A 13,202-nucleotide genomic window follows, 5' to 3' on the forward strand; every position below is an offset into this window, starting at 1 on the left:
GCCGGCCCGCACGGGCCGGCGGCATCCTGCCGTCTACTGACCGGACGGGACCGCGCTCGCGTTCCGGGCGAGGTCGTCGACGGGGAAGGTCACCGTCAGCTTGCTGCCGGGGTTCAGCCGCAGGTCGCACCCGGCCGCGGCGGCGGCCAGCTCCCGGCCGGTCAGCACCGCGGTACCGGCCCAGTGCCGGGGGACGAGTCCCTCGGAGGTGCAGGCGTCGACCGCGTGGCCGCCGCGCACGCCCAGCGAGGTGAACAGGGCGCCGGACGCGTCGACCGTGCACACGTGCAGTTCGGCGCCGAGGAGGGTGGCCAGCAGGTCCTGCGGGCCGCGGATCCCGGTGGCGAGCTGCTGCAGCACGGCCTCGGCCTCGCTCTGCGGCTCGGGAAGGTCGGCCGCCGCGCGGGCGGACCGGTGGGCCGGGTTCGCGATGTACCGGGCCGGGGCGCCGTGGTGGTCGATCTGCCAGCAGCCGACGATGCCCTCGGAGGGCACCGAGCCGGCCGCGTCGAAGGCGGTGTCGACCAGGAACAGCCACTGACCGGGCCGGTGCCGGGCCTCGCCGACCACCGCCTCGGGCAGCGCGGGCTCCGCCGCGCCCGGCACGGCGGGAAGGCCGGCGGGCGGCGGCTCGGGCGAGAAGTAGTAGCCCCCGGTGGTGGAGAGGTCGCGGCTGTTGGGCGCCTGCGGGTCGACCGACAGGCACAGCACGCCGTCCGCCAGCACGGCGACCAGCCGCCCCGAGGCGTCGATCAGCACCGACCGGACCGGCGAGCCGAGCCGGACGTCGACCGCTCCCTCGGCCGCGTCCAGCGACCGCACCCGGATCAGGCCGTCGGCCCACGCCGCCGCGATCACCACGCCCTGCGGCGCGTGGGCGACGGCGACCGCCGTCACCGGGCAGTCCCGCCGGTCGACCGGCGCCGCCATCGGCGCGGACCCGGGCCGCCACAGCCGTACGCACCCGTCCCGGCCGCCACTGACCAGCAGGACCCGTCCGGTAGACGCCAGCACCGTCCCGCCGACCGCCGCGACCGGGCCCTCGTGCAGGCGCTGGGTCGCCGTGCCGCCGTCCGCGGCCCGCCAGTGCACCGCCCCGGCCGAGTCGCCGAGCGCGAGCAGCGGGCCGAGTGCCGTGGGCGTCGCCCGGTCGGGTGCGGCGGGCAGCGCGGGCAGGGCGGAACCCGCCAGCAGGCCCGCGTGGCCGTCCCCGTCGAGCGCCACCACGCCGCCGTCCTCCAGCGCCGCCAGCGCGCGCAGCCCGGCCGGGACGGGGTTGGCGGGCACGTCGCTCAGCTGACCGGTCGCCAGCTGAACGGCCCTCAGGCCGCCCTCCGCGTCCGCCAGCACGGCGTAGCCGCTGTAGGCACCGCGGGTGAGCGACCCGGCGAGCAGCTCCGGCTCCCCCACCGCACACCAGGCGGCCCACTCGGCGCGCCACGGGCCGGGCCGGTCCAGCGCGGCGGCCGCGGCCGGGTCGGTGGCCAGCAGGCGGCTGCGCAGCACGGCGGCCCGCGCCCAGGCGTTGGACGTGCCGATCAGCGCCGGGGCGGCCGAGCGCCAGGCCGCCGCGTAGCGGCTGTGCGGGTGCGCGGCGAACCCGGCCGTGACGGCCACCGGGTCCGCGTACGCGAGGAACCGCGGGTCCTCCAGCAGGGCCTCGGGCTTGGCCGCGGCCACGGCGTGGTGCAGCAGCAGGCCGAGCACGCCCGGGTCGGCGGCCGGCAGGTCGGGGCCGTCGGCGACCCGGGGCACCGCCGCCGCCAGCGCGCGGACCGCGGCGTCGTGGTCGGGGGCGGGCGCACCGGCGAGGACCGTGTCGCGCAGCGGGCCGATGCCCAGCGACCAGGTGTCCTCGGCCTCGGAGGTGGCCGGCAGCCACTCGGTCACCCGGCCGACCGCCTCGGGCCCGGCGAGCGCGGCCCACTCCGTGCGGGTGAGCGGACGGTCGGCGGCGGCGAGCGCGCGCACGGCGGGGCGCAGCTCCGCGGGCAGCGCCGCCCACCAGGCGGTCGCGTACCCGGCGGACGGGTCGGCGTCGGCCGGCACCCGGGCGGCGAGCAGGGCGGGGCCGGGGGCGGGGAAGACGTCCTCGGTCGAGAACGGGGCTCCGCCACCGAGCTTGCCGTACCAGGCCGCGAACCGGGCGGGGTCGGTCCAGCGGGGGTCGTCCAGGTCCAGGACGGCGGCGCCGGGGAACGCCGCCACCGCCTCCGGCGTCCCGTGCTTGCCCAGGTCGAGGACGGCCCGTACGTGCGGCAGGCCCGCCAGACGGGTCAGGAACACGGCGACGGCGGCCGGTTCGGCCGCCCGGTCCACGTCCCACACCAGCATCCGCCGGGGCCGCGGGTCGGCGCCCAGCGCGGCCACGAGCCCGTCCGGCGTACGGGCCGGCAGGCCGAGGCGCCGCGCGAGCAGCCGGCTCACGTCGTCCGGGCCGAGGCCCGCCGCCGACTCCGCGACGTCCACCCGCCGGCCGCCCGGCGAACTGCAGGCCGTCGCCAGCCACCGGACCAGGTGCGTCTTCCCGCTGCCCGGGCCGCCCGTCACCCGGCAGAGCCGGGGAGCGGCCGCGTCGTCCAGCCATGCCAGCAGCGCCCGCCCGGCCGGCTGCCGGCCGGCCCGCAGCGGCGGAAGCCAGCCGTCGACGTTGCCCACCATGCGCGCTCTCCCCCTGTCAGGACCGGCGCACAGTCTATGGCGTCACCGTCCGGGCCCTGCTCGATCGTTCGTTCCCCGTGTCCCGCGCGGGACCGGACCGCCGAGCACCGGGCAAGGGGGCGAGGGGGCGAGGGGGCGAGGAAGGACGAACACGTGCGGTCGGCGCATCGGCGCCCGGGTGGCGTCCGCCGACGACGTGCGCCCGACGATCAGGCCGGCCACGGCCGTCGCCTGCCGAGGTCCGCCCGGGGGGGGTGCCCGGTCAGCCGCTCCGGGCAGGCCGGGTGTCCGGCGGGGAGGCCGCGAGCAGGCTCCTGACCCGGCGCTCGGCCAGGATCGGGATGAAGGTCCGGACCTTGGCGTCGCGCAACTCGTCGTAGGCCCGTACGACAAGGGCGTCCACCGTCGCCGGGTCGGCCCCGGGGTGGGTGGACCTCAGTCGGGCGGCCACCAGACCCATCGCCTCCTCGTCCTCCGGCGAGGCCCAGTCCACGCTCTCACCGCCCACCCGCAGCGGCCCGGACCCGCCGTCGGACGGTCGCGGACGGCCCCCGCCCGCGGATGCCGCCTCGCCGGCGCCCGCGGCACGGGCCCTCCCCTTCGCCTCGGCTGCGGGCACGGTGAGGGTCACCACGACGACCTCGCCGGCCTCTCCCGAGTCGTGGTCGGCCACGGTGGTCAGGCCCACGTCCGCCAGCTCGCGCAGCGCCTCCCGCAGCCGGCGCGGCTCGACGCGCAGAGCCGCCGCCGCGCCGTTCACGGGGAACGTCGCCGTCCGCGCGAGGTGCTGCCGGGGATCGGCGACGAGATCGACCAGCAACCCGGCCGCGAGCCGCCCGCCCGGCACCTGCTCGGCCAGCCTCGCCCACTCTGCCGCCCAGGAATCCGACGCCGTCTGCATCAGCTCACACCCCTTCGCATCAGCCCGCCTCGCCCGGCACCGCCGGCCGCCCGACTCACCGTCCCGCAGCCAGCATTCTCCGGCCGTGCCGACCGGATCGCCCGCCGGCGCGGCGTTTCCACCACGGCGGTGCCCGATCCTGACCTGGACCAATGCATTCATGGCTTGTACATGACACATTTTGCGAGCCGACGAGCGCCGTGAGGTGCGCGAGCGTCTACCGCTCGGCCGCCGCCGTCCCGCCGGTCGGCGACCGGGCGGGATCGCCGGTTGCCGCACCGGGCCGAACGACAGCACCGAGGGCGGCGAGGGCGACCGCCACCAGGGCGACGCAGGCGAGGGCTGTGCGCAGGCTCGTGGCAGCGGCGGTCAACCCCACCGCGGCCGGACCGACCAGGAACCCGACGTAGCCCAGGGTGGTCACGATCGAGATGGCCGAGGCCCGCTGATCGACGGTGCCGGCCCGGCCGGCGAGCGAGAGGACGACCGGAGCGCAGACCGATGTTCCGAGGCCCGCGATCACCACGCCCAGAAGGGTGAGCGCAGCCGTCGGGGCGACGGCTGCGGCGAACGTCCCCACCGCGCCCACCAGGGCGCCACCGATGAGCACGCTTCGCTCCGTCCGCCCCGCGAGCAGTCGGTGGTTCAGGGCTCTGCCCGCCGCGGCGGATGCGGCGAACAACGCGGGCCCGACGGAGGCTGCTTGAGGGCTGCTGGAGAACGCGGACCGCAGCAGAACCGCGGCCCAGCTCTGCCATGCGTTCTCGACCAGGTACGCGAGGGCGCAGAACACTCCCAGGAGAATCAGGGACCGGGTCCAGGGCGTGTGCTGCCGTTCGCCGTGCTTTCTCGGCGGAGGTTCGTCGCGGCCGAGCGCGTGCACGAGTGCAGCCGTTCCCAGGACGACCGTTGCCACGATCCCCAGCAGCCCGCGCAGACCGACCCCGTGGTCGAGGAGCGCACCGGAGGACAGCGCGCCGACGACGACGGCTGCCGAGAAGCACGCGTGCGCCGCGCTCATGATCGGGCCGGAGCGGGCTTCCTCCTCGGCCGCCAGCGCGTTGACGGACACGTCCATCGCCCCGGAGGCGGCACCGGTGAACACCAGCGTCACGACGAGCAGTGCGCCGGAGGTCGCGAGCGCGGGGAGGAACCCCGCGGCAGCCATGGCGGCGATGCAGCTCGTGACGGCGGGCTTCCCCCAGCGGTCGACGGCCCGTCCGGCCGGACGCATGGAGCACAGCGCCCCGAAACCGATCATGAGGATGGCCACGCCGAGTCCGCCGTCACCGACTCGGCTCCGGCGCTGGAGCTCGGGGAGCAACGCACCCCAGGCCCCCCAGTACGTCCCGAAGGACAGGAATGCCGCCAGGACCCGGATGCGTCCGCTCTTCATCAAATCGCCCATGCACCAGGATAGTTGACCCGGCAACCACGGCCCGGCGAACGGCAGACCACCGAGCGCGACCACAGGGCCCGCCCGGCCCCCCGCCCGGAGACCGGGCCGGGGGCGGCCGTCGAGGAAGGGCGATCCGCGCGAAAGCGCTCTGGGGAATCAGGCGCCGGAGTTGTCCACGAACCCCACGACTTCGAAGAATTCAACCTTGGGCGGGACGCCGTAGATCCCCGTCACCTTGTCGACGATCTCCTCCGTGAAGAAGGAGCGCCCCTTCTCCTCGTCGTCCCAGATGTAGAAATTCCTTGCCTGCCCGCTGTCTTCGTCGAGCATGAAGCTCTTGAAGCGCAGGCCGGCCATGCCTTCGAAGGGACCGCGGAGTTCGCCTGCGATCTTTGCGAGAGTCGCGTGATCGAACTTCTCGGCCTGCGTGAAAGTGACGAGCACCCCGATCATCTGGCCTCCTGTCAATGGGGACGTTAGCGACGGATCCTATGACACGCGGTCGGGAATTCTCGTCGTCCGGCCGCGAGTCGGAGGTACGGTCCGGGAGCGCAAGAAAAATATGCCCGCAGGCGGGTGCGGTCAGACGGCGCTGCCTCGCATGCCGTCCCGGGTGGTGTCCAGTTTGCGCAGGACCTTGGCGACGTGCTGCTCGACCGTCCGGGGTGAGAGGAAGAGCGCGGCGGCGATCTCCCGGTTGGTCGCGCCGTCGCTCAGCAGGCGGGCGACTTCCCGTTCCCGCGGGGACAGTTGGTCACCGTACCCGGCGCGTCCGCGGGAGGGCGCGCGCTCCTGTCCGAGGCCGCGCAGCAGGTGCCGGCAGCGAGCGGCGTCGGTGAGCGCGCCGAGGCGGTCGTGCACCGCGGCCGCCTCGGTGAGGGCGGCGACCGCGTCGGCGGGTCGGGTGGCCGCCTGGGCGAGGGCGGCGCGTTCGGCGGCGAGGGCCGCGTAGTGGGGCCGCCCGATGCCGGCCCACTGGGCCCGGGCCCGGTCGAACTCCCGCCGGGCCTCCTCCGGGTCGCCGTCGTCGTTGCCGCCGTTGCCGGTGCCGCCGCCGTTGCCGGTGCCGGTGCCGGCCTCGGCGAGCAGGCCGCGGCACAGGTGCTGCTCGGCGACCGCGCCGGGTGCGTCCAGCCCTGCGATGCCGGCCCGGTGCTCGTCGGCCAGTGCCGCGGCTGCGGCGTGCTCCCCCCGCGCCAGGGCGATCTCGACGGCGGTCGGCACCAGGCCGAGAGCGTACACCCACTCCTCCTTGCGCGGCAGCAGGTCGAGGTAGTCGGCGACCGTCCGCCAGGCCGTGTCCGGGTCGTCCCGGGAGAGTTGGATCCTTGCCAGCCCCGCGGCCGCGCCCATCGCGTTGACGTTCATCCGGGCGGTGTCCCGGGCCAGCACCCGGCCGAACCGCTCCACCGCGCGGGACACCCGCCCGCGGGCCGCCGCCGTGACGCCCTCGGCAGTGGCCAGCAGGTCGTCCACGGCGAGCGGCTCGTCGACGAACTCGCCGCGGAAGGCCGCGTACCGTTCGTCCCAGCCGGCCCACTCGCCCGCGAACCAGGACGACAGCAGCTCGTACGAGCGGCAGTGCGTGATCAGCGCGTGGGCGTGGTGGCGCCGGGCCAGCAGCAGCGCTTCCGCGCACCGGTCGGCGGCGAGCGCGTCCTGGCCGAGGCAGAGGCCGGTCTCGGTGGCGTTGACCAGCGCCCGGGCGGTGTGGCGCAGCACCTCGGGGTCGTCGTCGGTACGGGGCAGGGCGTCGAGCAGGACGGCCGCCTCGGGGTGGCCCTGGGCGGCCAGCACAGTGATCCGGTTGGCCCGCACCGAGGCCTTGGCAACGCGGTCGGGGCTGTCGGCGACGGCGGCTTCGGCGCGGTCCAGCCACGTCCGCTGCTCGGCGGCGGAGAACCGGCTGGCCTCCCCGAGGGCGAGCAGCGACATGGCGCGGGCGGCCTGTTCGGGGCGGCGGCCCTCCAACTCCTCGACGGCTCGTTCGATCTCGGCCTCGCCGGCGGGGTCGGCGGCCTGGTTGAGCAGCATCAGCCCGAGGTCGAGCCGGATCTCGCCGCGGGCGGCGACCGGCAGGCCGGGTCCGGCGACGATCCGCCGCAGGGTGGCGATGGTCCGGGTGTACTCGGTGGCGTCCCAGGCGATCCGGGCGAGCGAGAGCGCGGCGCGGGCGTGCAGGTCGGTGGGCAGCCGGGGCTCGTCGAGGATCTCGTTGAGCAGGGCGGCCGCGGTGCCCTGGTCGCCGACCGCCACCGCGTGGTCGGCGGCGCCCATCGCGTGCTCCAGCCAGGCCTCGGTCTCGCCGAGGGCGCGGGCGTGGTGGGCGATCTGGACGAGCGGCGGTTCGGGCAGGGCGAGCAGGACCTCCAGCACCCGCCGGTGCAGCTGCCGCCGTACCGGGCCGGGCAGGTTGTCGTACTGGGCCTGGCGCGCGAGGACGTGGGCGAAGCCGTAGCTGTCGGGGCCGTGCTCGCGCAGCACGGAGGCCGCCAGGGCGTCGAGCAACGCCTCCCCCGCAGCATCCGCGTCCAGGCCGGCGCAGGCGGCGAGCAGGTGCTCGGCGGCCGGTACGGCGAGGACGGCGGCGGCGTTCACCAGGGCGACCGCGGCCGGGGTGAGGCGGCCCACCCGCTCCGCGAAGATCTCCCGCAGGCTGCGCGGCACTTCGACGACCGAGTCCGCCGACCGGCCCGCCATGCTGATCAGGTCCTCCTCGATGACCAGCGGCAGGCCCTCACTGCGCTCGGCGAGGGTCCGGACCAGGGCCGGTGTCGCCTCCTCGCCGAGCAGGGAGCGGGCCATCGTGCGCATGTCGTCGACGGTCAGCCGGCGCAGCGCGATCTCGGCGCCGCCGATCCCGGGCGGGCGGCGGAAGGCGGCGCCGAGGACGGGTGCCCGGCCGGGGACGTCCTCCGCGCGGTAGGTGAGCACGAGTGCGGTGTCGGCCGGCAGGTCGCGGCCGAGCAGCAGGAGGAGTTCCCTGGTGGCCTCGTCGGCCCACTGAACGTCCTCGACGACCAGGACCGCGGGCGTGATCGCCGAGAGCAGGGTGCGCACGCCCTGGGCCACCAGGTGGCGCGGGGTCACGGTGCCGGTCGGGCGCGGCGGGGCCGGCGGGAGGCGGTCCGCGAGTTCGGGCAGCAGGTCGGCCAGCACCCCCGCGGACGGGCCGAGCCGGCCGCGCTCGGGCAGCCGGCGCCCGGCCTCCCGCAGCGCGTCGACGACCGGTCCGAAGGCGAGCGGTTCGCGCAGCGGGTGGCAGGCGCCGGTGAGCACCTCCACACCCTCGCGGCGCAGCTCGGCCGCACCCTCGGCGACCAGGCGGGACTTCCCGACGCCCGCCTCGCCCTCCACCAGGACGACCGCCGGACGGGAGCGCAGGGCGCCGAGCAGCACGGCGAGTTCGCGCTCCCGGCCGACGAACGCGGGGGTTCTCACGACGCGATCGGCCCTTCCTGCCCGGTTCCGGTGCGGCCCGCCACCGGCCGGACTTCCGCGTGGGCCCGTTCGGCGACGCCGCTGAGCAGCCAAGCCTAGCCGGGCCGGGCCCCCTGATGCGGCGTCAACCCGCGCGGCGATCACCTTCCGCACGGACGGATCCGGGCAGGCCTCCGACCGCGGCCTCGCCGACGTGCGCAGGAGGCCGCTGCGCCAGGCCCGCGTCCTCGGCGCCTGCGGCGCCGGATGCTGCCCGCGACGAGCACCGGACGCCGCGGCGACGGTCAGGTCGGTCACGGCCCCGGTGGGTGTGCGCCGCCGCCGCGGGCGGCCAGGACGCGGGCGCCGCGCGCGGCCAGCATCCCTCGCAGCCGCTCGGCCTCCGTCTCGTCCGTCCCGAACGTATGCAGGTCCGGCACCAGGACGAGGCGCACCGCTCCCGCGTCGGCAGCGGCCAGCAGGTGGGTGAGGGCCGGCCCGGGGCCGCGGCGGGAGTCGGGGCGGTCGAGGAACAGGACCGGGCTCGGCAGCCCGAGGCGGCCGGCCAGTGCTCTCAACTGCGCCCACTGGGCGGCGAAGCGTTCGTGGTCCTCCGGGCAGCACCGCAGGTAGCCGGCGGTCGCGGGCGCCGTCCGGGCGGACGCTGGCGGCGTGGCGGCGGTCATCTCGGCAACTCCTCCGTCGGGCCGCGGCGGGCCGAGCACCCACCGGTCTCCTCGGGTCCGGGCGCACCGGCCCCGGTGTCCGATTCAGCCAGGCCGGCTCGCGCGGGGCGAGGGCGGGCAGGGCACAGCTGCGGTACGTGCCGGTCACGGCGCAGGGGAACGGTACGTAGTGCGTTCGCTCCCCCTACGTGCTCGGAGGTCAGGCCGCCTCGGTGAGCGCCGAAGGACCCGTGCGGGCGCCCCGGCACGGCAGTTCCATCAGGCGGCAGCCGAGCCGCTCCAGCTCCGAGAGGGCCACGGCGACCACTCCCTGGTCCAGGCCGAACACGAACGGGCCGGGGATCAGCAGGGTGTCGACCCAGCCGGCGGCGACGGCCCGCAGCAGGTTCTCCAGGGCCGGCAGCCGCTCCGAGCCGCGCAGGCCGTTGTCCAGGAACCTGGTCGGCAGTGGCAGCCCGGATTCGGCGGCGAGGCCCTCCAGCGCCCGACGGTGGCAGTCCATCTCCGCCGGGTCGAACGGGTAGCAGCGCAGGTAGATGGCCGTCCGCGGCGGAAGTCCGGCGCCACCGGTCCCGACCGCGCCGTCCCTCGTGTGATGAGCCGACATTCCTGTCACCGCCTGCTGGCCTCGGGTGCCGCGCCGGGTGCTGCGGCCCTTCCAGGACACCGCGCGGATCAGTACGTATTCAATGAGGGGAGGTACCTACCCTCACCCTCGGTCGCCATCCGAGGCCCGGCATGCACGCAGCGTAACCCAGGCGGAGGGTCAGCGCCGCGCCGCGCCGCAGGACTCGCGGACCGTCAGTTCGGGCAGCAGCTGCAGGTGGCACACCGGCGTCGCGGCCGGGCTCCCGAGCCTGCGCAGCAGGATCCCCAGGGCCTCGGCGCCCACCGCCCGCTTCGGCGGCGCGACCGCCGTCAGCGGCGGCGCACCCAGCGCGGCGAACACGTCGTCGTAGCTGACCACGGCCAGGTCCTCGGGCACCCGCAGGCCGCGGGCGCGCAGCAGCGGAAGCAGCTGCAGGGCGTCCTGGTCGTTGTGGACCAGGACGGCCGTCACGCCGTCCGCCAGCGCCTCGGCCACCGGCGCGGCGTCCACGACCGGGATTCCGCTCTCCAGCACGGGCCCGGGGACCAGCCCGAGCAGTTCGCAGCCCTCCGCGTAGCCGCGGCGCACCTCGTGCGCCGTCCAGGTGTCGCTGCGGGCCATCAGGGCGATCCGTCCGTGCCCCAGCGCGGACAGGTGGCGCAGGGCGAGCAGCACACCGTGGCGGTGGTCGGAGGAGACGGTGTCGAGCCCGGCCGCCTCGCCGCCGGGCGCGGGGCGGCGCTCGACCAGGACGGTCGGCACGGGGAGCCGCGCCACCCAGTCCTGGTCCTGGGGGCGGGCGTCGGCGGTCCAGTTGGGGGCGAGCAGCAGCCCCTCGACGCCGGACCGCAGCAGCTGGTCGACCTGCACCCGGTCGGCGCTCGCCTCGTACGAGGAGATGCCGAGGACGAGCTGGGCGCTGGTCGGGCCGGCGGCCTGGCGGGCGCCCGCGATCACCTCGTCGAAGTACTGCCCGACGCCGGGCACCAGCAGGCCGACGGACGGTCCGAGCACGGCGGTGCCGGCCTGCACCGACGTCGAGACGACCGAGCCGTGCACGCGGTGCACCAGGCCCACCTCGGCCAGCGCGGCGACGTCCCGGCGCAGGGTGATCACGGGCATCCGGAGCTGCTCCGCGAGCTCGGTGACACGGACCGAGCCGAGCTGGTCCACCGCGTGCAGCACACGGGTGCGGCGCTCGTCGGACGTGCTCGACATACCGTTCTCCTGCCCGCTCCCCGGCCCGGTCGGGAGTGCACCGACCGGTCGGCAGGAATGTACCAGTCGATCGGTCGGCGGCCGGGGGTGGCCGCAGGGCGGGAGGAGGGCCCGGCGCCGGGCCGTGGGGGTGGTCCGGCGCCGGGTGCGGTGGGGCGCGGGGGCTCAGCTCGCGCGGACGGTGATGTCGTCGCACCACCCGTAGCCGGTGCCGGTCCCGACGTAGCAGTAGATCTTGGCGGTGGTGGCGCCGGGGCCGGTGGTGAAGGTGGCCGAGCCGCTCGCGAACGCCGTGCCGGTGAACAGGGTGCGGTTGCTGGACCCGGCCGTGTCGTACTGCTTGACGCCGAGCGAGAGTTGGGTGCCGCTCGCCGAGACCCTGCCCCAACCGGCGAGGGTGTACGTGGTGTTGGGCTTCACCTGGACGATCTGCTCGGCCGCGGCCTGGGCCGGGCCGACCTTCACGGCGCGGTTGCCGCCGTGCTTGACGGCGGTGTCGACGGTGACGCCGCCGTAGCTGCTCCACGGGTTGAGCGCGGAGTTCTCGAAGCCGGAGTTGCGCACCAGGTTGACCGGGGTGCAGGCGGTGTCGTCGAAGGCGGAGTCCTGGGAGAACCCGCGGTCGGTGCGGCAGACCTGCGGCACCGGGTTGCCGAACCAGTCGCGGCTGCCCAGGGTGGGGATCGGGGCCCCGACGGCCCGGGCCGGGGAGGTCGCGGCGAGCCGGTAGTCGGCGGGGGCGGCGCCGCCGGCGTTGGCGAACTGCGGGTCCGTGGTCTTCTTCTCCGGGTCGGCGGGCTCGTTGGCCGGGTGGTTGCCGTAGAAGGTGTTGGCGGCCCAGGAGTAGTCGGCGGCGTTGTAGTTGCCGTTGTTGTTGATGCCGTCGAAGCCGCCGCTGCCCAGGTTGACGAACACGTTGTTGGTGAAGCGGGCCTTGGTGGTGCCGTAGCCGTCCTGGACGATGTCCGCGGTCGAGCCGGAGGGGAGGTAGACGGTGTTCTGGTAGAGGTCGGCGCTCGACTCACCGGAGGCGACCAGCCAGCGGTCCTCGTCGTGGTGGCTGAGGTTGTACCGGACCACCGTGCCGGTGGAACTGGACCCGGAGCCGCACGCCCCGCAGAACAGCATGAAGCCGCCCTCGTTGTCGTGGCTGTGGTTGTACTGGAAGACGGCCCGGTTGTTGCCGTAGTCCGAGTCGAAGGCCATGCCGTCACCGTTGTCCGACAGCCGGCGGACGTGGTGCACCTCGTTGAACTGGATCACGCTGTCGTCCGAGTTGATGGTCCAGATGCCGGCGTTGGAGCCCATCGGGCGCATCGCGATGTCGTACGCGGTGTTGTGCTCGACCAGGCCGTGGTCGGCGGCGCGCAGCACGATGCCGTCGCCGCCGGTGTCGCTGACGGTGTTGCCGCGGAACACCATGCGGGTGCTGGCCCGCCAGTTGCTCACCCCGGCGCAGCCGTCGCCGGTGCCGTACTGCGGGCGGCACATCCAGGTGGTGCGGTTGGTCAGGCCCTCGCGGTCGACGCTCCTGATGGTCGAGTTCTGGACCACGACGTCGTCGAAGTTGGTCGGGGTGGTGGTGCCGGAGACCCGGAACTGGATGCCGTTGGACCACTTGGTGGCGTCGCCGTTGACGTTGTGCACGGAGACGTCGTCGACCAGGTAGTGGGTGCCGACGCCGTCGGGGAGGTCGGCGACCTCGACCAGCAGGCCGTTGCGCTCGCGCTTGGTGCTGTTGGTGTCGGCGAAGGTGATCTCCAGGTCGCGGATCTCCCACTGCTCGACGTTGGAGAGGTGGACGGCGGCCTTCTCGGTGGAGGCGGGGTCGCCGGCGACCACCGGGCGGGCGGTGCCGGTGCCGTACGCGGCGAGGGTGATCGGCGACCCGGCGGTGCCGGAGCCCTGGGGCTTCAGCGTGCCGGTGCAGGTGGCGCCGCGCTTGAGCAGCAGCTTGTCACCGGGCTGGAGGACGTGGGCGTTGGCGGTGGCGAGGTTGTTCCACGGGCTGGTCTGGCTTCCGGTGCCGTCCGAGGCGGCGGAACAGTCCAGGTACCAGGTGGTCGGGGCGGCTGCGGCGGTGGTGGCGGGAACGACGGGGAGGAGCAGCGCGGCGGCGAGGGTGCCGGTGAGCGCGGCGCGACGGAGGAGCATGGTGGGGACTCCCGAGGAGGGTGGGGGTGGGGAGGTGGGCGCCCGCACGCACCCTAGAACTGGTGCTTGATCAAGTCAATGCATTGCGATCACATTCGCAGATGCGAGACCGAACGATCAATCATTGGTCATTTGCATTGACCCGATCCAGCAGCCGCTCTACGTTCGAGTCCC

At 75.3% G+C, this 13,202-nt stretch carries 9 protein-coding genes; all 9 read right to left on the reverse strand.

What is annotated here, in order from left to right; all coding sequences use genetic code 11:
- Window positions 1-33: 33 nt before the first annotated feature.
- The 9 genes from ACGFX4_RS10980 to ACGFX4_RS11020 all read right to left on the reverse strand — a co-directional run bounded on the left by ACGFX4_RS10980 (window position 34) and on the right by ACGFX4_RS11020 (window position 13,028).
- Complete coding sequence (locus ACGFX4_RS10980) at window positions 34-2,661, reverse strand: type VII secretion system-associated protein (protein ID WP_393071858.1); 2,628 nt, start codon at window positions 2,659-2,661, stop codon at window positions 34-36.
- Window positions 2,662-2,923: 262 nt separating this feature from the next.
- Window positions 2,924-3,562, reverse strand: a complete 639-nt coding sequence (locus tag ACGFX4_RS10985; RefSeq protein ID WP_393071860.1) for a three-helix bundle dimerization domain-containing protein — start codon at window positions 3,560-3,562, stop codon at window positions 2,924-2,926.
- A 217-nt stretch (window positions 3,563-3,779) separates the two neighbouring features.
- Window positions 3,780-5,033, reverse strand: a complete 1,254-nt coding sequence (locus ACGFX4_RS10990) for an MFS transporter (RefSeq protein WP_393071862.1) — start codon at window positions 5,031-5,033, stop codon at window positions 3,780-3,782.
- Between the two features lie 84 nt (window positions 5,034-5,117).
- Window positions 5,118-5,414, reverse strand: coding sequence for a hypothetical protein (locus ACGFX4_RS10995; RefSeq protein WP_393071864.1), 297 nt, complete (start codon window positions 5,412-5,414; stop codon window positions 5,118-5,120).
- Between the two features lie 129 nt (window positions 5,415-5,543).
- Window positions 5,544-8,402: an ATP-binding protein gene (locus ACGFX4_RS11000; protein ID WP_393071866.1), complete on the reverse strand. Its 2,859-nt coding sequence runs from the start codon at window positions 8,400-8,402 to the stop codon at window positions 5,544-5,546.
- Window positions 8,403-8,695: 293 nt separating this feature from the next.
- Window positions 8,696-9,067, reverse strand: a complete 372-nt coding sequence (locus ACGFX4_RS11005; protein WP_393071868.1) for a recombinase family protein — start codon at window positions 9,065-9,067, stop codon at window positions 8,696-8,698.
- A gap of 199 nt (window positions 9,068-9,266) precedes the next feature.
- Window positions 9,267-9,674, reverse strand: a complete 408-nt coding sequence (locus tag ACGFX4_RS11010; RefSeq protein WP_393071870.1) for a hypothetical protein — start codon at window positions 9,672-9,674, stop codon at window positions 9,267-9,269.
- 159 nt (window positions 9,675-9,833) lie between these two features.
- Complete coding sequence (locus tag ACGFX4_RS11015; protein WP_393071872.1) at window positions 9,834-10,874, reverse strand: substrate-binding domain-containing protein; 1,041 nt, start codon at window positions 10,872-10,874, stop codon at window positions 9,834-9,836.
- A gap of 165 nt (window positions 10,875-11,039) precedes the next feature.
- Window positions 11,040-13,028: a carbohydrate binding domain-containing protein gene (locus ACGFX4_RS11020; protein ID WP_393071874.1), complete on the reverse strand. Its 1,989-nt coding sequence runs from the start codon at window positions 13,026-13,028 to the stop codon at window positions 11,040-11,042.
- Window positions 13,029-13,202 lie beyond the last annotated feature (174 nt).

Source organism: Kitasatospora sp. NPDC048365 (genome assembly GCF_043200835.1).
GTDB classification, from domain to species: domain Bacteria; phylum Actinomycetota; class Actinomycetes; order Streptomycetales; family Streptomycetaceae; genus Kitasatospora; species Kitasatospora terrestris.